Here is a 19763-nt window from a genome sequence, read left to right as displayed (position 1 = left end):
CAAGAACCCGAGTGGACCGGATGCGTAATATTTATTTGGATTTTGCAATCGGTTTGCGAAACGATCGGCCAGCAAGTAAGGAGAGGGCCCTATGCCCACGATCTCATCCCCGGTGTTTGACCTGCCTTCCGAGAAGGGAGGAAAGGATTTCGGGATTTTCATGCCGATCGCCAACGGGGGCTGGATTCTGTCCACCACCGCGCCGAAGGTAGACGGCTCCTACGAATACAACCGTCGCGCGGCCCTGCTGGCCGAAGAAATAGGTCTCGACTTCATCATGTCGATGGCCAAGTTCCGGGGCTATGGCGGGGCCAATCATCAATGGGAAGTGGCGCTCGATTCAACCGTCCTGATGAGCGCGCTCGCAGCCCAGACCAAACGGGTGAAGATCTGGACCACGTTTCAGACACTGCTGCACAATCCGGCGGTCGTCGCCAAGATGATTGCCACCCTGGATCAGGTCAGCAATGGCCGTGCGGGTCTCAATGTCGTGCCGGGAGCATTCAAGGACGAGTTCTCCCAGATGGGCGCATGGCCCGAGACGCTGGGGCATGACGCGCGCTACGACTATGCCGGGGAGTGGATGGAAGCCGTTCGCCGTCTCTGGGAAGAGGACGGCGAGGTTACGGTCGACGGCAAGTATATCAAGCTCGACCATTGTATCTCGGAGCCCAAGCCGGTCCAGAAGCCGCGTCCCTTCGTTGTGGCTGCCGGTCAGTCCGAAAAGGGCATGGATTTCGCCATCCATAATACGGACGCGCTGTTTATTGGCGGCCGGGACGACGCGGAGATGCGCGCCATCAGCCAGCGCGCCAAGGAGAAGGCCAGGGCCGCCGGGCGTCGTCTGCGGACCTACGCTATGGCGATCATCGTCCAGGGTGAAACGGATGCCGAGGCCGAGGCCACGATGGATGTGTTCCGCGAAGGCTTTGACGCGGAAGGCTTCCGTAACATGATGCGGGCCTATGGTGTGATCGATGCTGAAATCGGCAAGGAAAACGCCATGACGGCGCGGGCGAGGACCGGTTTCATGGCGCCGCATATTGCGGGTTCGGCGGAGACGATCGTCAAGCGTATCGAGCAGGTTATCGACGACACCGATCTCGACGGCCTCATGCTGATTTTCCCGGATTACGAGCAGGGACTGAAGAAACTGTCCAAAGATGTCCTTCCGGCACTCCGGGCGCGCTACGGCGCATGACGGACGCGCTCACCCGGCGTCTGGACGCTCTGCTGGATCGGGACCTTCTGCGTCGGCGCATCCTTGAGCTTTGCAGCATTGCCTCGCCTCAGGGCCACGAGCGGGAAGCGGGAGAGTACGTCGAACGCTGGATGGCGGAGGAAGGCTTTCGCCCGCGCCGCGTCGCCGCTGTTCCGGAGCGCTTTCATGTCGTCGGCACTCTTGGCGGTCATGGATCTGCTTCGTCACGCGAGTTGTTGATGGCTTCGCATCTCGACACCGAAGGCGGCCTGGACCCGCAGGATGCTCGTTGGTGCGTGCCGCCTGGAGCTGCGCCGGAAGAGCCCGTCGCGGAGCGGGATGGTGTCTTCACCGGGGCGGCGGTCGCGAATGATCGTGGTCCCATGGCTTGCTTTCTCATGGCGGGTTCGCTCATCCAGAAGGCTGGAATCCGGCTGGCGGGGCGCCTCCACATGGCGGCCTGTCCGGGTGAAATCGGCCCTGATCCGGTGGACGGACGTGAGGGCGTGGCGCAGTCGGGCAAGGATGTGGGTGCCGCCTATCTTCTGGCTAATGGGGGCATGGCGCCCGATTTCATGATCGCATCTGAAGGGACGGACTTCGCGGTTACGGCGCAGGGAGCCGGTTATGCGATTTTCCGGCTCAGCCTTTATGGCGAGCAGATCTTTACGCCGCTGTTCGATGCCAGCCTGCCGCTGAAGGACCATCCCAATCCGGTCTATCGTCTGGGAGATGCCATCGCGCGGCTGCATGCCTGGGCGCCCCGTTTCGAACAGGCACACCGGTTCGAAACGGCCTGGGGGACCACAATCCCCAAGGTGCAGATCGGCGCCATTCGCGGCGGCCTGCCCTACGCGCTCGGTGGCGGGACGGGCGTTTGCGCGCTCTACGTCGAAGTCGGGCTGTCCGCCATCGATCGCGTGCAGGATATCCGGCGGGAAATGGAAGTCGTGCTCGACGGGATCGGTCCGCATGCGCTCGACTGTGTCGCCTATCGTCAGGGTGGCGTTGCGGATGAAACGGCCGTCACGCCCCTGCTTGGAGCGATCGCGACTGCCAACCGTGCGGTGCGCGGGGCGGAGCTTGAAGTTGCCGACCCGGTCTATGCCTCCATGTGGCGAGACCACAATGTTTACAACCGCGCGGGGATCCCGGCGGTCACGTTCGGGCCGCGCCGCTGGCGCCCGACGCTCGACGATTTCGTGACGGCAACGCTGCTCTATGCCCGGACCGCGATTGAGGTCTGTGGCGTGGCGGCTTCGGAGGTCCAGTAATGCCCGGAGATGTGGAAATGAACGTGATCGACTTTGAAGGTGATGTCATTGTCCGTCCGATGACGGCCCGGATTGGCGCCGAGATCGAGGGCGTGGATCTGACGCATCCCTTGGGTGCCCGCATGCTGAAGGGTCTGCGGGGTGCGCTGCTGCGCCATCAGGTGATCTTCTTCCGCGATCAGCCGATCTCGCATGAGGACCATCTACGCCTCGGCCGCGCTTTCGGCGAACTTGCGATCCATTCGGGTGTCGCGGGGCTGCCGGATTACCCGGAGGTCGTGGCCATTCATGCCGACGCGAACTCGAAATTCGTGGCCGGTGAGAACTGGCATTCGGATCTTTCGTGCAACGCGGAGCCGCCTCTGGGCAGTATTCTCACGATGAAAACCGTCCCGGAATATGGCGGCGATACGTGTTTTTCGTCGATGTATGCGGCCTATGACGCGCTCTCCGAGCCGATGCGTCATTTCCTCGACGGGCTGACCGCAATCCATGACGGGGAGCACGTTTATCGCCCGATCGTCGGCAATAACGGCAAGACTTTTCCGTGCAACGAGCATCCCGTCGTGCGTACGCATCCCGAGACCGGGCGCAAGTGCCTTTTCGTGAACCAGTCCTATACGACGCGGATCCCGCAGCTTTCCAAGCCTGAAAGCGACGCCGTCCTGAGCATGCTCTACCGCCACTGCATGGCGGCCGATTTTCAGGTGCGCTTCCGCTGGAAGCCGAATTCCGTGGCGTTCTGGGACAACCGCTGCACGCAGCATCAGGCCATCTGGGATTACTTCCCCCAGACGAGATCCGGGTTCCGCGTGACCGTTGCGGGCGACAAGCCCTTCTGATTCCCCCTTCATTTGCGATCTGGATTGACCATGACGAGCATTCCCCTCGACGATGCCCTGTTCGACGCGATGGAGACATCCATCCTTCCGACGGAAGAGGCCGAGAGCCTGCCGCCGCTCTGCTATACGGATGCCGCGTTCTACGAATTCGAGAAGAAAGCGATCTTTTCAAAGGAATGGCTCTGCGTCGGACGTGAATCATGGGCAGCGAACCCTGGTGACTATTTCACGTCGTTCATCGCGGATGAGCCGTTGATCGTCGCGCGGGGCCGTGATGGCGTGTTGCGGGCCATGTCCAGCGTCTGCCAGCATCGCGCGATGCTGGTCGCCGAAGGCAGCGGCAAGGCGCGCGCTTTTGTCTGTCCCTATCATCACTGGACCTACGCGCTGGACGGCACGCTTGCGGCCGCCCCCGCGATGGAGCGTTCGTGCAGGTTCCACAAGGAGGATTTCAACCTTCCGGTCTTCGCGCTCGAAATCTGGGAAGGCTTCGTGTTCATCAACTTCGACAGGGAAGCTCCCCCGCTTGCGCCACGTCTGGTCAAGGTGTCGGAAGTGCTGCGCGGTTATGACCTGCCGAACGCCCAGGGCGACAAGCCAGCCGAGGAGCAGCGCTATCCGTGGAACTGGAAGGTCATGTTCGAGAACAACAACGACGGGTATCATGCCAGCAAGCTTCATCAGGGACCGCTGCATGATTTCATCCCGAGCGAGCTGGCCGAATTTCCCGATGATCTGGGCGAGGATACGGCAGGCTACTATCGGACCAATCGGACGCTGCATCCGGATGCGGCCTTCAATGCCACGCAACGCGCTGTCCTGCCCGTTTTCCCGGATCTGACGGCCGATGAACGCCATCGGATGGTGTTCGCCAACGTCCCTCCCACTCTGTCTCTCGTCATGACGGTGGATTCGGTGATTTATCTCATCCTGCGCGCGGATGGCCCTGAAAGCCATCGTGTGGACCAGGGTGTCCTGACGGCCCCGCGCGCCAAGGCCGATCCGGCCTATCATCAGAAAATGGCGATGGGATTTCTTGCGGCTACCGAGATCATCGACCAGGATCTGCATGTTGACGAGATGGTGCAGGTCGGGTTGAGATCACGCTTCGCCCCGCGCGGGCGCTATTCCTGGCAAGAAGGTGCGCAGCGCCTGTTCAATACCTGGCTAGTCCCGCGCTACCGTAAGGCCTGGGGCGAGGTAGAAGTCGGAAAAAGATAAGATCCTGCCTGAATCATATATCTGGAGGAGTCTTTGCCGGGTGCTACCGTTTAAGAGAAGTTTTGAAACGATTTTTAAGTGGACAGCATTTGTCGAAGTTGCGCGATCGGAATATAATCCGTTCGCATAGCGCAAGAATATCCCTGTGGTGTGGTCTATCGTCGGAAGATGCCCGACGGCGTCGCAGGGGTGCTGATGGCCAGTGTTTGGATAACCCGACCCGATCCGCCCTTGCGGGCGCAGGTCCGTGAGGTGGAGAACCGTCCCATGCCTCTCGCCATTTCCAGTGAGGACATCCTTGTGGTGACGCCAGTGGATCAGCCCGCGCCTTCGACAGTCAGGCGGTATTTCGCGCTGGCCGCCGTAACGGCCCTCTATTTCTTTCTCATGGCCGGTTCATTCAATGCGCTCGGCGTCGTCCTGCCCGCCATGGTCGCGGACATGAAGCTGAGTTGGAGCGATGCCGGGTTCGGCTTCACGCTGCTTGGTCTTGCCTGTGGCCTGACCAGTCCGTTGCCTGCCATGGCCATCCGGCGCTTCGGAATCGTTGCGACGCTGGTGGCCGCCGGCGTGCTGCTGGCTCTGGGTTTTGCGCTGCTGGCCAGCGCATCGAGCAAACTTCAATACGATCTGGGGACGTTGCTGATCGGGTGCGCATTTACGATTGGCGGCACGGTGCCCGGTACCTATGTCGTGGCCAATCTCTTCGAAGAGTCCAGCCGTCCGATGGGGATCTATTTCGGCGTCGGCGGTCTGGGCTCGATCGCGGGGCCGCTTTTCTATCTGGGCGTTAACAATGTCTTTCATGCCTGGCGTCCATTCTGGTGGCTTTGTGCGCTGACGACGGGCCTGTGCGGGGTTGCCGCGGCTCTCGTGGTGCGGGGCATTCCTTTCGGCCACGCCCATGACGATACGATCCGCACCGCGGGCTGGCCCGCCAGGGCCGCGCTGAGCGTTCCGGCATTCTGGGTGATTGTCGCATCCTACACGGGTTGCCTTGCCATCAGCACGACATTGCACGGCTTTTCGGTCCAGCATTTTACCGAACATGGCCTTTCATCGGCGCATGCGGCTGAAATCATGTCGCTCGTGGCTTTGTTTGCTGCCGCCGGATCGTTTTTCGCCGGCGAGGTTGGACGGATCATGGGCGCGCGCGTGCTCACGGTTGCAGCTACCGGCGCCATGACGCTCGCGGCCGTCGATCTTCTGCTTCCTCAGAGCAGCCTGACGCTTTGCGTCTTCGTGCTGACGATGGGGCTTGGTGTGGGCCTGTCCTACGTCGCCAGTGCCATGCTGCTACTCGAATATTTCGGCACGCGGCAGAATCTCGAACTCTATGCGACGATGTGTCTGATCTCGACGGCGGCGGCCTTTGGTCCCTGGTTCGGGGGCGCGATCCATGACAACATAGGCAGCTTTCGTGCGATCTTCATGGCATTCGGCGCGCTGGGGCTGGTTCTTACGGTCGCCGTTACCTTTTTGCGCCGCCCTCGCCTTCGGGATGAAGCATGACGCTCTCGCCTCAGGACATCGCGCCCTCCCGTACGGCACTTCTGGTCATCGACATCCAGAACGATTTCGGAGCGCCCGGTTTTGCAATGGCGCATGCGGGTATGGCGCTTGAGCCCGTCGAGGCAGCCATATCGTGCGCGGAAACACTCATTACCGCCGCGCGGCGTGCCGGCGTGACGCCGTGGTTCATTCGCGTGGTCACGCGCCCCGAAACTGATCCGCGTGCGCTCAGACGATTCATGGTGCGTGCAGGAATGGCCGATGACATTGCGATTTGCCGTGCGGGTACTCCGGGCGTGGATTACTATCGGATTTCTCCGGAGGAAGGAGAGCCGGAGGTCGAAAAGCTGCTCTACAGCGCCTTTGCGGGCACGGATCTCGCAGGCCGTCTGCGTGAAAGTGGCGTCGAAACCCTTATGCTGTGCGGTCTGACGACCGACTGCTGCGTTGATGCGACCGCGCGCGACGGCTTTCATCGCGATTTCGATATCTTTATTGCCAGCGATGCGTGTGCCGCCTTTGACCCGCGCACGCATGAGAATGCGCTGGCGATCCTGTCAACGCATTGCGCCACGCCGGTCACGACACAGGAAATCCTGACGGCGTGGGAGGTCAACTGAAGCGGTGAAACCAGCCCTCATCCCAGGAAAGGGGCCTTAAGTCGGCCTGGTTGCCCGCAGGCGGGTCGGATAGGGCGGCAGAGCGCATAGGGCGAGGCTGCCACAGGCGAAGACGATCGTCATGGCGCGCAGAGACCATCCGTAGTCTCCCGTGTGATCATAGGACATGTCTATCAGGACGGGGGTTATTCCCTGTGCCATCATGACGGCCGCATACATGACGCCCGCGATGCGTCCGTAAGCCGCAAGCCCGAAATACGGGGATACCACGTAAGGCAGTGCTCCGAACTCGGTTCCCATGGCGACACCGATGGCAATCCTCCACCCAGGAGGGCTGCGAAGCTGCGGCTCTGGAGCAGGAGAACACCCGCTAGGGCCGCGAGATAGAAGGGGGTGATGGCGCGCCCGCGCGTGTCTGGTCCATGATATGGCCGATGACAACCTGCCACACGGCGCAGGTTCCGGTCATGACGGACATGACCAGCAAGGCCTGGGGGACTGCAAGCCCTCGCGATGTCAGGATCGGTACGAGATGGGCGATCAGGGCCGTGATGCAGCCCGCGCCCGAGGCGATGGTCAGAAGGATGATCCAGAAAACGGGCTGTCTCGTGGCACTTCCCAGTGTGTCCTGATGCGTCATCCCGTCAAAGGTATCGGGCGGAAAAGCGATGTCGTCGGCAGGGACTTCGTGGGCGCGGGCTTTCGGGAGCGCGACAGGATTGGCGGCGTCCGTTAGTCAGAGGAAGCCCATGGGGAATGCCGCAATGAGGACCGTCAACGCCAGTACAGGGTAAGTCGCGCGCCATCCCGTATGCGCCATGATCGCCAATGCGATCGCGGGCATGATGCTGGCCCCTATGCCGTTGCCCAGTCCGGCCATGATGCCGAGCATGAGCCCGCGTCGTGCGTCGAACCACGACGCGACCACGCGGGCGAACATCATCGTGCTGGGTAAGGCGCCTGTGAACCCGATGGCCGCGAAAATGGCGAGAAAGACGACACGGTTGGCCGGGAGAAGCCCGACCAGCGCAAGCGCGCCAGCATAGAGGATGAAGCCCACGAGGATCGTGCGCCTGGCTCCAAAGCGATCGGAGATGCGTCCGGCAATGGGCGAACCGGCGGCCATGCCAAGAGAGAGCATCAGAAAGGCCATGCTCACGAAGCCGCGCGACCAGTGGAAAGTATCGGCGATGGGGGCCAGAAGCAGGCCGAAGGTGATCATGACGACCGGTGTGACGTCGGTCATTGCCCCGATGGTGCAGGCAGCCATCAGCCCGATTGCGTCGCGTCGCGTGGATTCAAGGCTCACGTTCGCGCTCCTGTATGAGGTCAGGATTTTCGGGGGTGAGGCAGGATATCACGTCGGATTTTCATATGGGCGCCCACAGTGCCGTCAACGACCTGCGTGATCCCGAGATCTCCGGAAATCGACAGAAGCGAGTAGGCATCGTCCGATGACAAACCCGTTTCCCTGATGAGCGAGAGCATGTCGAGAGAGGCTTCCTTGGCCGCCACGTCGAGGCTGTCTCCGAAGCCATGAACAATGAAATGGTCCGGCGTTTCAAGAAGAGGCGAGCGGAAGGTAAAATCGCGCCGCAGGATAACCTGAAACAGAACATCGAGCGATGCCTCGATGGCCGTGCCGCTGATTTCCCCGTCGCCTTGACTGATATGCGGATCTCCGATCGAAAACAGCCCACCATCAACCTGTACCTTGTAATACATCGTGGCCCCGGCGCCGATCCGCCAGTTGTCGATGTTGCCACCGTGCAGGCCGGGCGGGATGGTGCTGACGCGTCCGAGGGCGTCAGGTGCGACGCCCGCCGTACCCAGATGGGGGCGGACGGGGACGCGCACGCCAGCCAGGGCGGGTTGGCGGTCGCATTCCGGGCAGTCCGTGACACGACCTGGTGTCAGGTATTTTTCATGGACGTCATAGGCATACACCGCTTCGGCCGTGTTGGTCGCTGGATCGAGCCCATAGATCGTGACGCGCTCGCGCTTGCCGAGGTCGGAATAGAGCTGTCCCCAATGGGCGGCAAGATTGGAGCCGTAACGGAATCGCGGAGTCATGGCGAGGTAGCGGACCTCCAGCATATCGCCGGGTCTCGCATCGCGCACATAGATCGGGCCGGTCATCAGATGCACGCCCGGATGACGGTCCGCTTCGGGAATGGCGCGCCAGATCTGGTGCATCGCCTCGTCCATCAGGAGTGCTGGGTCATCACCGGCATGATGCGTCAGGGCTTCGGCCTGAATCAGATCGCCGGATTCGATGACGAGAGCCGGAGCCAGCGAGGCATCGAAATAGCCCCAGTGCACATTTTGGGGGGGCGGCCTTGAGGTGATGAAGGGCTTTTGGCGCGACGAGGGGGCGCGTCGAGCCTGAGTCGCACATCAGAACCATGGGTAATACCTCTGCGTCATAAAGATCCCGGGGATCGGAACGATCCTCTTATGCAACATCATAATAACAAGAGTTGGCCATAGAATTGTGCCAGCGCGCCCTAATCCTTGACACGCGCGCACAAGCCTGCGGTCCGTCTTGTTTTTACGTGAATGCCGATGATTGTCAGAAGAAGGACATTTTCAACCCTTCCGATTGTGGCGAGTTTGCTATGACCGACCTTATCCTGCCGATACGTGTTACCCGGCTTGCCGCGTTGACACCACGAATACTCGGCATCACGCTGGAACCGGAGAGTAGCACGTCCCTGGTGCCGGTTGTGGCGGGGGCGCATATCGACGTACGGATCCCCTGCGATGAGGGACTGACCCGCCAGTATTCCTTGACAGGCGCCCCCGGAACACGCGACCGCTATGAGATTGCCGTGCTGCGGGAGCCTCGGAGCCGTGGCGGGTCGGCGTGGATTCACAGTCAGCTTTCTGTGGGCGACACACTTGAAATCAGCGCGCCGCGTGATCGCTTTGCGTTGTTCGAGCCTGCGCCGCACCATGTGCTGATCGCGGGTGGGATCGGTATCGCACCCATCTGGTCTCTGGCGCAGCGTCTTATGCAGATCGGCGCTTCCTGGGAGATGCATTATGCGGCGGCCACGGCGAAAGATGCTGCTTTTGTAGAGGAAATCCGTCAATGCGGAGCCGCGAGGCTGAAGATGTACTTTTCCCGGGATGGGCAGGAGCGTCTTTCGTTCGAGGCTGTCGCACAGACCTGTGCAACGGATAGCCATGTTTACTGCTGTGGCCCCGCCCGCATGATGGAGGCGTTTGATGTCGCATTCGGGGCGTTGCCGGAATCCCGGCGCCACCGGGAGCATTTTACGGCTGTCGCCGCGCCCGCGACGGAGCGCAGTTTCGAGGTCGTTCTGGCCAGAACCGGGTGCACCGTTCAGGTTGGCGAAGGCCAGACCATTCTGGAAGCCGTGCGCGCGGCAGGCGTCAGCGCGACGTTTTCCTGCGCTGAAGGCGTGTGCGGCATGTGTGAGACGCGCGTTATCGAGGGCGTTGCGGATCATCGCGACAGCGTCATGACGGCCGACGAACAGGCGCGGGGCGAGACCATGATGATCTGTTGCTCCGGTGCGAAAACCCAACGTTTGGTTCTGGATCTCTGATGCGGTATCGGAACGTTAATCCGACAAGCTATTTCGTTTTCAGAACATAATGAGGACACCAGAAGCAAGAAGGTTTTTTCTGGTGCCCTCTAATCTCTTTTCATGCTGCAGTTCCGGTTCGCGCCTGCGGTGTCAGAACGCAACGCAAGGATAAGCTCATGCGCAAAGGTTCGTGGCTCCGTCATATCGCGTTGAACAGCAGCGCCCTGTCCCTGATTGTCTCGCTCGGTATCGTGACAGAGGCGGGTGCCCAGACGACATCGGACAGGGCGGCGAAAAAAATCGCGGACGGCAGGATGGTGACAACTGGCAAGGCCCCCAAGGCTCCAAAGGTCCAGGACAAACCGGAGACCATTCAGGTGCGTGCGACTGCGCGGATTGTGAATGTTCAGAAGACGCCAACCTCTGTCACGACCATCAGGGCATCGACGCTCGATCATCAGAACGTGACGAGCATATCCGGTCTGAACGGTCTGGCGCCGGGTCTGAACATCACCAAGGCCGCTGGCTATCAGACCAACATCCAGATCCGCGGCGTGGGCATGCAGACGGCCCAGAACACGCTGACGACCTCGACGGGCGTGGCAGTTTATATCGATGGCGTCTATATCGCCAACTCGGTTTCGCTGGATCAAACGTTTTTCGATCTTGAGTCCATTGAAGTGTATCGCGGACCGCAGGCCCCACCCAGTATGGGCAGAGCGCGCCCGGCGGTGCGATCGTGATCAATACGGGGGACCCGACATTCGATCGGATTTCAGGCAAGGTCGATGCCTCGGGCGGCGATTACAACCTCACGCGGGGGCGTGCGCAGCTGAATGTGCCCCTCACCAGCAATCTCGCTATTCGCGGTTCGTTCCAGTCCTATACCCATAGTGGCTTCGCACACACGACCTCGCCTCATATACCCGCTTGATCTCGTCCTTCAGTTCGTCATCACGCCGGGCAAGGGCAGGCCGCCTGGCAGGGTCTGCCATACGGGCGGCATGTTCGTGATAGGAGGACGGGGTAATCGCCAGTTCGCGGCAGATCGGCTCGATCCCCAGTTCCTCACGATGGACGTCGATAAACGACATCATCATTTCCCGCGACGATCGAGCTCCGTCATCGCAAAATACGCCGATGCCTTGCGCAGCGTCTCGGCCGTGCAACCAATCTTGGCCGCAATCGAAGTCATCGCAGCCCATTCCGAGCCGTAGTCGGCGCGATGCTCCCCAACCATACGGACCGCACGTTCCCGGACCTCAGGCGAAAATCTCTGGCTCATCGTGTTCATGATAGCTCCTTCTCACAGATAGGAGCCTCCGGAAACCCGGGACGCTTCAGGACTCCGAATAAGCCGATTCATTGTGACGCCCGTCCTATATCCATGATCGTCGTTTCATCGAAATCACATCGGGTCCGGGCGCTTGCGCGGTCCATCAAAAGCGCCAGAATGGCCCGATGCTGCACGCCCGCTTACTGACCTATCTGGACGAGGTCGTCCGCCAGGGATCGATCCGCAAGGCGGCGGACCGGCTGAATGTCGCGGCCTCGGCGATCAGCCGGCAGATCCTGGCCCTCGAGCAGGATATGGGCGTGCGCCTGTTCGACCGGTCCGGACGGCGGCTGGTCCCGTCGGCGGCGGGGGAACTGCTGATCCGCCATGTGCGCGAGACCATGCGCGGCATGGCGCATACGCAATCGCTGATCGAGGATCTGAAGGGCCTGCGGCGCGGCGTGATCAGCGTCGCTCTGATGAGCGGCCTGGCCGCCAATATCCTGCCACGGGCGGCCATATCGTTCCGGGAACGAAATCCCCGCGTGGAGTTGAAGCTGCAACTGATGACGACCGGCGAGCAGATTCTCGACGCCGTCGAACGGAGCGACGTCGATCTGGGGATCGGGTTCGATTTTTCGAAACGCGCGAATGTGCGACTGCTTCATGCCGCGCAGGGCCGCCTCGGCGCGGTCATGAGCAGCCAGCACCCGCTGGCCCATGAAAGCGAGCTCAGCCTCAGAGACTGCTCCCCTTATCCGCTGATCCTGGCGGATGAAACGACCGCCATCCGCCCGTATATCGTCGAAGCCTTCACCGACATCGCCCTCGACTGCCGCGGAATCGTGGAGACGAACGCGATCGAGATGATGCGCCACGTCGTCATGTGCGGCAACGGCATCTGCTTCCTGACCCCCTTCGACGTCGAAACCGATTGCCGCGACGGACGCCTGACCTATATCCCCATCCGGGAACTCCAGCAGCATACGCAGACGCTGATGCTGGTCGAAAACGCAAAGAAAACCAACACATTGTCCGCCATCTTCGCCGAGCAACTCAAGGCTGCGATCATCGAAGCCAGCTATGGTGTCGCGCGCGCCGTCGCGCCGGGCGCAGGCGACACCGGCCGATGATATGATGCCTTCAAGGCAACATATCGTGCGAATAACGGTGCTTTATCGGTTCGATATGACATCGTAATGTCTGCATATGCCCCACAGCACAGGCAGAACATGATGGAGCAGCCCATGGTCGTCCGCTCCGCGCGGCAGATCGACGTCCGCCGGATCTCGCCGGCGGACACCAATTATTTCGCCATCCTGTTCGACCCGGAGCGCGACGGCATCGATCTGGTCAGCGTCGTGGAAATCTTCACCGTGGGCGGCCGGACCCCACCGAACATGCACGCGCGCGCCCACGAATTCTTCTACGTGCTATCCGGCGAAGGCGTCGCCTATTGCGACGACCGGGCACAGCCGATTGCCAAGGGCGACGCCATGATGTTGCGCCCCGGCACGACGCACCAGGTCGTCAATACCGGCCCGAAAAAGCTGTACACGCTGACATTCATGGTACCCAACGAAGACTTCGCCGAATTGATCCGGGCGGGAGAGCCGCTGTCGCTGGACGACGAAGATCTGCAGACAATAACCGGATCGTGCTGATGACAGTGCTACGCCCCCTCGGAAGTTCGGCGCGCAACCAGTGGCGCGTCGATGAAACACAGGTCGACTTCATACGGCCGCACTGCCCGCCCCTCCCCCTGGCTCTAGCGGCGGCGCCGCAGGATATCCGACTCGACCTGTCGGCGACCGCGTTGGTCATTATCGACATGCAGAATGATTTCTGTCACCCGGATGGCTGGCTGGCTTCCGTCGGAGTCGACATCACCCCGGCACGGGCCCCGATCGCCCCCCTGATGCGGCTCCGGCAGCTCTGCCAGGCGCAGAGCATTCCGGTGATCTGGGTCAATTGGGGCAACCGGCCCGATCGGCTGAATCTCGGCCCGTCGACGCTGCATACCTATGACGGGGCGGGACTGGGGCGCGGGGTGGGCACCTGCCTGCCCAATGGCGCGCGCATCCTCGAACAAGGAAGCTGGTGTACCGCGATCGTCGAAGAATTCGGCGATACCAGCGGGGACGTCCACGTCGCCAAATATGCGATGTCCGGTTTCTGGGATACGCCCCTGGACGCGATCCTACGCAATCTGGGCGTCACGACGCTGCTGTTCGGGGGCGTCAATCTCGACCAGTGCGTCCTGTGTACGCTGCAGGATGCCAGCTTTCGGGGATATGATTGCGTTCTTCTGGAGGATTGCGCGGCAACCACCTCGCCGTCCTGCTGCACGGAGGCCACGCTGTACAATGTCCGGCAATGCTTTGGTTTCACCGCCCTCGGCGCCACGTTGATGGCGCAGTTGCGGGCGGCAGCGTAGCCACGGGAGCCCGGCATGGCTGGAACGCACGGTTTTCGCATCGAGGCACGGGGCATTGGCAAGCATTTCAGCGGCCAGGCGGCCCCAACGCTCAGCGCACTCGACCTGACGATCGGCGGCGGCGAATTCGTCAGCCTGCTGGGTCCGTCCGGCTGCGGCAAATCGACCCTGCTACGCCTGCTGGCCGGCCTGCTGCGCCCGTCCGCAGGGACGATCCGCTGGGTGGCGTCTGATGGGTCATCCGCGTCCGGCACTACCCTGCCGGACATCGCTCTCGTCCCGCAGGAGCCCACGCTGCTGCCGTGGAAGACGGTCTTCGACAATGTCTATCTGCCCCTGCGGCTGCGGGGCACCGCCCGCACCGCGGCCATGCCGCGGGTGCTGGACCTGCTGCGCGCGCTGGGCCTGGAGGGCCGGGAAAAATCTTGGCCGCGCGAATTGTCGGGCGGCATGAAGATGCGCGTCTCCATCGCGCGCGCCTTGGTCACGGATCCCGATTTCCTGCTGATGGACGAACCCTTCGCCGCCCTGGACGAACTGACGCGCCACCGCCTGAATGACGATCTGCGCGCGCTCTATACCCAACGCCGTCCCACGGTCATCCTGGTGACCCATAGCGTGGAGGAGGCGACTTTCCTGTCCACCCGCATCGTTGCCCTCAGCCGGGGGCGCGTCGCGTGGGACCTGCCGGTCGATTTCGGGGCGCACCGCGCAGACCTTCGCGATCACGCGGCCTTCCAGGCGCTTCGCGGCGACATCTCCGCGCGGCTGCGCGCCGATCAGGCGGCCCTATCATGACCGACTGGTCCGCCCTGATGGCCCGCCCGCCGCTCTGGCTGCGCGTGACGCTGCCTTGCCTGTTCTTCGTGCTGGTGCTGGTCGCGTGGCAGATCGTCGTGCAGATGGCCGATATCTCGCCGCTCATCCTCCCCGCCCCCAGCGCCGTCTTCGACGATCTGTGGCAGCACGCGGGTACGCTGGCCCTGTCCGCCTGGAACACGCTGCTGATCACGCTGAAGGCCTTCGCGCTGGGCACGGTGGCCGGCATCCTGCTGGCCATCGCGTTCTCCCGCTCGCGCCTGCTGGAATTGGCGGTGTCGCCCCTGCTGGTTCTGACGCAGGTCACGCCGACCGTGGCGATCGCCCCGCTGGTCCTGGTCTGGGTCGGGATCGACAATGTCGACAGCGCCATCCTACTGCTGGCCGCCATCATCGCCTTCTTTCCCGTCACGTCCAATACCATGCTCGGCCTGCGCAGCGTCAGCCACGATCTGCACGACCTGTTCACAGTGCGGCGCGCCACCTCGTTGCAACGTCTGTTCCTGCTCGAACTGCCGGCGGCGCTGCCCTATACGCTGGCCGGTGCGCGTATGGCCGGCGGCATGGCCCTGGTCGGCGCCGTCGTCGCCGAATTCGTGGCCGGCTCCGGCACCGATGCCGGGCTCGCCTGGCGCATCAGCGAAGCCGCCAACCGCCTGAATACCCCACGCATGTTCGCCGCCCTGTTCCTGCTCGGCCTGCTGGGGGTCGCCATCTCGGGGGCCTTGTCCCTGCTTCAATATCTCTGCCTGCGACGCTGGCACGAAAGCGCCGTGTCGCGCGATCGCTGAGAGGATCATCCAATGGAAAAACTCACTGTTTCGCCAATTAAAGGCGGCATCGGCATCGAGATCACGCATGCCGACCTGACCCGGCCCGCAGCCGACACCATCGCCGCGATCCGCCGCGTCTATGATGACAATCCGATCGTCGTCCTGCGCGACCAGACGATCCCGGTCGACTCCTATGTGGCCTTCGGCAAGGGACTGGGCGAGCTTCTGCCGCATACACGCCTGGAATACACGGTGCCCGGCCATCCCGAAGTCTATGTCCTGACGAACAAGAAGAAGGAGGACGGCACCATGCTGGGCGTCCATCTGGACGGGCTGGGCTGGCATTCGGATGGCACCTATCTGCAGCGCCCGCTGGCCGCCACGCTGCTGCACGCGCTGGAGGTGCCCCCTGAAGGCGGCGATACGATATTCGCCGATACCTGCGCGGCCTATGAAAACCTCTCGGAGGAGATGAAGGTGAAGGTGGAGGACATGGTCGTCGTCTATGATTTCGTCTTCTACATGCAGACGCGTTTCCCCGACTACCAGATCACCGACAAACAGCGCGCCGAAAATCCCGAGGTGCGTCATCGGCTGGTCCAGCGCAGCCCGACGGGCCGCCCCGGGCTGTATATGAGCAATGGCAGCGCGCGCGGCATCGACGGCATGACCGACGAGGACGGGCGCGCCTTCCTGCGTGAGCTGACGCAGTTCGTCACCCGGCCCGAGCATGTCTATCGTCATCACTGGCAGCCCGGCGATATCGTGATCTGGAACAATCTGCAGACGATGCACACGGCGACATTGTACGACGACACGCGGTACGAACGGCTGCTCCACCGTCTCTGGATCCAGGCCGAGGTTACCTGACATGCAGATGCACGCATGGGTACAAACCACATTCGGCGGCCCCGAATCCGTCGCCTTGCAGGATATTCCACGCCCCATTCCCAAGGCCGACGAGGTCCTGGTCCAGGTGCGGGCCTGCGCCCTGAACCGGCTCGACCTGCTGCAACAGGTCGCACCGCTGGTGCCCGGCTTCAGCCTGCCGCACATCGCGGGGATGGATGTGGCCGGTATCGTCAGCGCGACTGGCGGCTCCGAGGGCGAGGCCCTGGTCGGCCGCCCGGTGGTGATCGACCCGGTGGTGACATGCGGCGACTGCGCCTGGTGCAGGCGTGACGAGCCCGGCTTCTGCCCGTCCCTGCGTACGATCGGCTCCACCCGCGCTGGCGGCCTAGCCGAGTACGTGGTCGCTCCGGCGCGAAACTGTCATGTCTACGACCCCGAAAATCTCTCGCCGGTCATGATGGCCAGCGTGCCGGTGGCCTCGGTGACCGCATGGCACGGACTGCTGGGCGCGGGACGGTTGCAGGCGGGCGAAACGATCGTCATCCCCGGCGCCGGCTCCGGCCTGGGCACAGCCGGCATCCAGATAGCGCGCCGGACCGGCGCACGCGTCATCGCCCTGGCGGCCGGCGCCGAGAAATGCCGGGCGGCGGAGGCCCTGGGCGCCGAGATCGCCTTCGACCGCACCGCGGTCGACTGGGTGGCCGCCGTCCGCGGCCATACCGGCCATGGCGCGGATTTCGTGTGGGACTCGATCGGCGGCGCCTTCCTGCAACAGGCGATCGATGCCTGCCGCATCGGCGGCCGCGTCATCCTCTCGGGCACCACGGCGGGCAATGATTCGACCATCCGCAATACCAGCCTGTTCCATTTCGGCCGTTCGCTGATCGGCCATGGCGGCTATACGCGGCGGGAAATGCGCGAGACCATCGCGGCCTACCAGACGGGCGCGCTCACGGCTGTCATTGATTCCCTCTACAGCTTTCCAGATGTTCCGGCGGCGTTCGCCAAGCTGAAGTCCGGAGAGTTCTTCGGCAAGATCGTCATTTCAATCCAATAGTGAAACAAAACGTCTGAAGGCAAGAAAAGATATTATTTCGGCAAGACAGCATTACAGACAAGACGCTGAACTCATCAGGCGACAAGACCTTGGCTTCCTCCCAAATCCAGGTCTCATCTGTTCCAAAGCGAGGCAAAATATGAGCAGGTTCGAACAGTCCCCCCGCCGACAGCCTGCTGGCTTTCGCGCGTGGTTGATGGTGACATGTCTGGGTGTCGTGCCCACCGCGCCCGCCTATGCGGACACGCCGACGCAGAAACCCGTCATCCGCCTGCATCCGGCGGCACCCGCGTCCACTCCGGCTGCCCCCCCCAGCCGCGGCCGCCTCGACCACAGCCGCCCGGAATGCGACAACGACCCGCACCACGGCCACCCAGGGCACGCCGACGGGGCCGCAGATCGAACAGGTCACCGTGACGGTCCAGCAGGTCCGCTCGAACATGCAGCGGACGCCCATCGCCGTGACCGCCATCAGCGGCACGGCGCTGGACCAGTCGAACATCACCCAGCCTTCGGACCTGAACGGCCTGGTGCCCAGCCTGAGCATCGCCAAGACCGCTGGGTTCGAAACGAACGTGACCATTCGCGGCGTTGGCTCGCAAACGCCCGAAAACGCGCTGGTCTCGCAATCCGGTGTCGCGCTCTATACCGATGGCGTTTTCATCGCCAACACCATCTCGCTGGACCAGACGCTGTTCGATGTCGACCAAGTCGAGGTCCTGCGCGGTCCTCAGGGCGCATTGTATGGACAAAGCTCGACCGGCGGCGCGTTGGTGATCAACACCAAACAGCCCGAACTGGGCAAGTTTCACGGCATTCTCGAAGGCAGCGGCGGCAATTACAGCATGGCTCGGGGCCGGGCGATCATCAACATTCCCGTCGGCCAGCATTTCGCCGTCCGCGCCTCGTTCCAGCAATATGACCATTCCGACTATGCCCATTCGACCTATGGCTTCGGCCTGGACGGCGCGCAGACGACGGCGGGCAAAGTCACCGCCCTGTGGCAACCGGTCGAGAATTTTTCAGCCTCGCTGACCGCGCAATGGTACGGCGCGACCAATACCGGCGCCGAACAGAAGAACATTCTCGACACCACGCCGGGCGCGCGCCGCGTCGCGCAGGACTATCCCTCCCGCTTCAACCTCCATACCCAGCTTTATCATCTAAACCTGAACTGGCACCTGCCCTGGGCCACGCTGACCTCGGTCACGGCCTATCAGCACCTGAACAATTTCCTGCAGATGAGCAGCTCGCGGTATAATTACGACGCGCTGGGCTATTACGACAACGACGCGGCATGGCAGACGACCATGCATACCTATACCGAGGAACTGTCGCTCCACTCCACAGGACACGGCCCCCTGTCCTGGACCGGCGGCGTTTTTCTTCTGGGTCAGCGCAGCAACCAGTTCGTCGCCGAATTCAAGGGCTCCACGCCACCGGACCCACTCTCGTTCCTCGTCCCGTCCGACATCATGACCAATCCGCCGTCCAACCTCAGCTACGGCAACAAGACGACCGTCAGCCGCTTCACCGTGGCACCCTATGTGCAGTTCACCTACAATATCACGCCCAAGCTGCACCTGACCGGCGGCGCGCGCTACAATTACGACCATTTCGCGCATTATGACGGCAATTTCTCGGCCTTCGGCTCCTCCAGCCTGAGCAACAGCTTCAAGACCAGCGAACCGACCTGGAAGGCGGAACTGGATTATGATCTGAGCCACGACAACATGCTCTATTTCGACGTGGCGACGGGCTACAAGCCGGGCGGCGTGAACGGCAACCCCGATTCCAAGGTGGTCGGACTGAATTTCCAGCCCGAACGCAACACGACGTTCGAACTCGGCTCGAAGAACATGTTCTTCAACCAGAATCTTCGGCTGAATTTCGCTGCATTCTTCTCGAAATATCATAACATGCAATATATCGAGAACGATCCCTACCCCTATGCCTACGGCATCGCCAACATTCCCAATACCGAAATGTGGGGACTGGAAAGCGAAGCCACCTGGCTCACTCTTGGCGGACGGCTGCGCTTCGATGGCAACCTGACGCTGGAAGACGGCCGGATCGCCAGCCATTACCGGGCGATCGACACCATCGCGCAGCAGACGGTCTATGCCAACAATGCCGCCTGCGCCTATGGCGGCCAGTATTACAACCCAGCCTGCTGGGCCGCAGTCGAAGCCGCCGCCTCCAATCTCAACGGCAATACGCCGCCGCAGATGCCGCACGTGCAGGGATCGATTTCCGCCGCCTATACCTGGGACGTTCCCTACGGCAAGCTGCTGACGCGGATCCAGTATATCTATCGCGGAC

Annotated in this window: 20 protein-coding genes, 1 pseudogene and 1 other annotated feature; of the genes and pseudogenes, 17 read left to right on the top strand and 4 right to left on the bottom strand. The window is 62.2% G+C overall.

The annotated features are described in order from the left end of the window. Positions 1 to 91 precede the first annotated feature (91 nt). From C7453_RS14210 to C7453_RS14180, 6 genes are all read left to right on the top strand, one after another. Positions 92 to 1201 (top strand): LLM class flavin-dependent oxidoreductase, encoded by a 1110-nt coding sequence (locus tag C7453_RS14210; protein WP_114728203.1) that lies wholly within the window; start codon positions 92 to 94, stop codon positions 1199 to 1201. After that, positions 1198 to 2475, top strand: a complete 1278-nt coding sequence (locus C7453_RS14200) for a zinc-binding metallopeptidase family protein (RefSeq protein ID WP_141289154.1) — start codon at positions 1198 to 1200, stop codon at positions 2473 to 2475. The genes C7453_RS14210 and C7453_RS14200 overlap by 4 nt, the downstream gene beginning before the upstream one ends. Before the next feature lie 17 nt (positions 2476 to 2492). After that, the gene (locus C7453_RS14195) at positions 2493 to 3317 is read left to right on the top strand and encodes a TauD/TfdA dioxygenase family protein (protein ID WP_174788009.1); all 825 of its coding nucleotides are present in this window, start codon (positions 2493 to 2495) and stop codon (positions 3315 to 3317) included. Positions 3318 to 3347: 30 nt separating this feature from the next. Continuing rightward, complete coding sequence (locus C7453_RS14190) at positions 3348 to 4538, top strand: aromatic ring-hydroxylating oxygenase subunit alpha (RefSeq protein ID WP_114728200.1); 1191 nt, start codon at positions 3348 to 3350, stop codon at positions 4536 to 4538. Positions 4539 to 4805: 267 nt separating this feature from the next. Next, complete coding sequence (locus C7453_RS14185) at positions 4806 to 6050, top strand: MFS transporter (protein WP_170143234.1); 1245 nt, start codon at positions 4806 to 4808, stop codon at positions 6048 to 6050. Beyond that, positions 6047 to 6670, top strand: coding sequence for a cysteine hydrolase family protein (locus tag C7453_RS14180; protein WP_114728198.1), 624 nt, complete (start codon positions 6047 to 6049; stop codon positions 6668 to 6670). Before C7453_RS14185 ends, C7453_RS14180 begins: the two co-directional genes overlap by 4 nt. 370 nt (positions 6671 to 7040) lie before the next feature. Here the strand turns inward: C7453_RS14180 and C7453_RS19175 are convergent, their stop codons facing one another. The 3 genes from C7453_RS19175 to C7453_RS14160 form a co-directional block, all read right to left on the bottom strand. After that, entirely contained in the window at positions 7041 to 7310 is a 270-nt protein-coding gene (locus C7453_RS19175; protein WP_114728196.1) for a hypothetical protein, read from the bottom strand. 96 nt (positions 7311 to 7406) lie between these two features. Then, positions 7407 to 7979 (bottom strand): MFS transporter, encoded by a 573-nt coding sequence (locus C7453_RS14165; RefSeq protein WP_114728195.1) that lies wholly within the window; start codon positions 7977 to 7979, stop codon positions 7407 to 7409. Between the two features lie 20 nt (positions 7980 to 7999). Beyond that, a complete protein-coding gene (locus C7453_RS14160; protein WP_211311073.1) occupies positions 8000 to 8992 on the bottom strand; it encodes an acetamidase/formamidase family protein in 993 nt (330 codons plus the stop codon). A gap of 296 nt (positions 8993 to 9288) precedes the next feature. On the opposite strand from C7453_RS14160, the gene C7453_RS14155 reads away from it, so the two are divergent. From C7453_RS14155 to C7453_RS19445, 3 genes are all read left to right on the top strand, one after another. Further along, positions 9289 to 10245 (top strand): PDR/VanB family oxidoreductase, encoded by a 957-nt coding sequence (locus tag C7453_RS14155; RefSeq protein ID WP_114728193.1) that lies wholly within the window; start codon positions 9289 to 9291, stop codon positions 10243 to 10245. Between the two features lie 158 nt (positions 10246 to 10403). Then, positions 10404 to 10970 carry a TonB-dependent receptor plug domain-containing protein gene (locus C7453_RS14150; protein WP_245949051.1) on the top strand — a complete coding sequence of 189 codons (567 nt, stop codon included), beginning with the start codon at positions 10404 to 10406 and terminating at the stop codon, positions 10968 to 10970. Continuing rightward, complete coding sequence (locus C7453_RS19445) at positions 10967 to 11161, top strand: hypothetical protein (protein WP_245949058.1); 195 nt, start codon at positions 10967 to 10969, stop codon at positions 11159 to 11161. The genes C7453_RS14150 and C7453_RS19445 overlap by 4 nt, the downstream gene beginning before the upstream one ends. On the opposite strand, the pseudogene C7453_RS14145 reads toward C7453_RS19445, so the two are convergent. Next, positions 11136 to 11521: pseudogene (locus C7453_RS14145) on the bottom strand (IS3 family transposase); the annotation flags it as partial. The gene C7453_RS19445 and the pseudogene C7453_RS14145 overlap by 26 nt on opposite strands. Further along, positions 11250 to 11366 (bottom strand) — a sequence feature (AL1L pseudoknot). Its footprint overlaps the pseudogene before it by 117 nt. 167 nt (positions 11522 to 11688) lie before the next feature. Between C7453_RS14145 and C7453_RS14140 the strand changes: the two are divergent. The 8 genes from C7453_RS14140 to C7453_RS14105 form a co-directional block, all read left to right on the top strand. After that, positions 11689 to 12636, top strand: a complete 948-nt coding sequence (locus C7453_RS14140; protein WP_114728192.1) for a LysR family transcriptional regulator — start codon at positions 11689 to 11691, stop codon at positions 12634 to 12636. 114 nt (positions 12637 to 12750) lie between these two features. Further along, positions 12751 to 13167, top strand: a complete 417-nt coding sequence (locus C7453_RS14135) for a cupin domain-containing protein (protein WP_114728222.1) — start codon at positions 12751 to 12753, stop codon at positions 13165 to 13167. Continuing rightward, positions 13167 to 13940 carry a cysteine hydrolase family protein gene (locus C7453_RS14130; RefSeq protein WP_114728191.1) on the top strand — a complete coding sequence of 258 codons (774 nt, stop codon included), beginning with the start codon at positions 13167 to 13169 and terminating at the stop codon, positions 13938 to 13940. Before C7453_RS14135 ends, C7453_RS14130 begins: the two co-directional genes overlap by 1 nt. A 15-nt stretch (positions 13941 to 13955) precedes the next feature. After that, complete coding sequence (locus C7453_RS14125) at positions 13956 to 14738, top strand: ABC transporter ATP-binding protein (protein ID WP_114728190.1); 783 nt, start codon at positions 13956 to 13958, stop codon at positions 14736 to 14738. Next, entirely contained in the window at positions 14735 to 15550 is an 816-nt protein-coding gene (locus C7453_RS14120; protein WP_114728189.1) for an ABC transporter permease, read from the top strand. The genes C7453_RS14125 and C7453_RS14120 overlap by 4 nt, the downstream gene beginning before the upstream one ends. 12 nt (positions 15551 to 15562) lie before the next feature. Then, positions 15563 to 16402 (top strand): TauD/TfdA dioxygenase family protein, encoded by an 840-nt coding sequence (locus C7453_RS14115; protein WP_114728188.1) that lies wholly within the window; start codon positions 15563 to 15565, stop codon positions 16400 to 16402. Position 16403: 1 nt separating this feature from the next. Beyond that, entirely contained in the window at positions 16404 to 17441 is a 1038-nt protein-coding gene (locus tag C7453_RS14110; protein WP_114728187.1) for a zinc-binding dehydrogenase, read from the top strand. A 236-nt stretch (positions 17442 to 17677) separates the two neighbouring features. Next, positions 17678 to 19763, top strand: a 2086-nt coding sequence (locus tag C7453_RS14105) for a TonB-dependent receptor (protein ID WP_147280874.1), incomplete at its 3' end; no start/stop codon positions are given.

It is taken from the genome of Gluconacetobacter liquefaciens, assembly GCF_003350405.1.
GTDB classification, from domain to species: Bacteria; Pseudomonadota; Alphaproteobacteria; order Acetobacterales; family Acetobacteraceae; genus Gluconacetobacter; species Gluconacetobacter liquefaciens.
Note: the sequence above shows the minus strand (reverse complement) of the source record. Positions and strands in the feature narration are given on the sequence as shown.

What these genes read in the sequence shown, in the direction of transcription:
- C7453_RS14110 (WP_114728187.1), top strand. Translation starts at nt 16,404, where the DNA reads ATGCAGATGCACGCATGGGTACAAACCACATTCGGCGGCCCCGAATCC.
- C7453_RS14155 (WP_114728193.1), top strand. Translation starts at nt 9,289, where the DNA reads ATGACCGACCTTATCCTGCCGATACGTGTTACCCGGCTTGCCGCGTTG.
- C7453_RS14115 (WP_114728188.1), top strand. Translation starts at nt 15,563, where the DNA reads ATGGAAAAACTCACTGTTTCGCCAATTAAAGGCGGCATCGGCATCGAG.
- C7453_RS14135 (WP_114728222.1), top strand. Translation starts at nt 12,751, where the DNA reads ATGGTCGTCCGCTCCGCGCGGCAGATCGACGTCCGCCGGATCTCGCCG.
- C7453_RS14195 (WP_174788009.1), top strand. Translation starts at nt 2,493, where the DNA reads ATGAACGTGATCGACTTTGAAGGTGATGTCATTGTCCGTCCGATGACG.
- C7453_RS14120 (WP_114728189.1), top strand. Translation starts at nt 14,735, where the DNA reads ATGACCGACTGGTCCGCCCTGATGGCCCGCCCGCCGCTCTGGCTGCGC.
- C7453_RS14180 (WP_114728198.1), top strand. Translation starts at nt 6,047, where the DNA reads ATGACGCTCTCGCCTCAGGACATCGCGCCCTCCCGTACGGCACTTCTG.
- C7453_RS14200 (WP_141289154.1), top strand. Translation starts at nt 1,198, where the DNA reads ATGACGGACGCGCTCACCCGGCGTCTGGACGCTCTGCTGGATCGGGAC.
- C7453_RS14130 (WP_114728191.1), top strand. Translation starts at nt 13,167, where the DNA reads ATGACAGTGCTACGCCCCCTCGGAAGTTCGGCGCGCAACCAGTGGCGC.
- C7453_RS14125 (WP_114728190.1), top strand. Translation starts at nt 13,956, where the DNA reads ATGGCTGGAACGCACGGTTTTCGCATCGAGGCACGGGGCATTGGCAAG.
- C7453_RS14150 (WP_245949051.1), top strand. Translation starts at nt 10,404, where the DNA reads ATGCGCAAAGGTTCGTGGCTCCGTCATATCGCGTTGAACAGCAGCGCC.
- C7453_RS14210 (WP_114728203.1), top strand. Translation starts at nt 92, where the DNA reads ATGCCCACGATCTCATCCCCGGTGTTTGACCTGCCTTCCGAGAAGGGA.
- C7453_RS14140 (WP_114728192.1), top strand. Translation starts at nt 11,689, where the DNA reads ATGCTGCACGCCCGCTTACTGACCTATCTGGACGAGGTCGTCCGCCAG.
- C7453_RS14190 (WP_114728200.1), top strand. Translation starts at nt 3,348, where the DNA reads ATGACGAGCATTCCCCTCGACGATGCCCTGTTCGACGCGATGGAGACA.
- C7453_RS14185 (WP_170143234.1), top strand. Translation starts at nt 4,806, where the DNA reads ATGCCTCTCGCCATTTCCAGTGAGGACATCCTTGTGGTGACGCCAGTG.
- C7453_RS19175 (WP_114728196.1), bottom strand. Translation starts at nt 7,310, where the DNA reads ATGACGCATCAGGACACACTGGGAAGTGCCACGAGACAGCCCGTTTTC.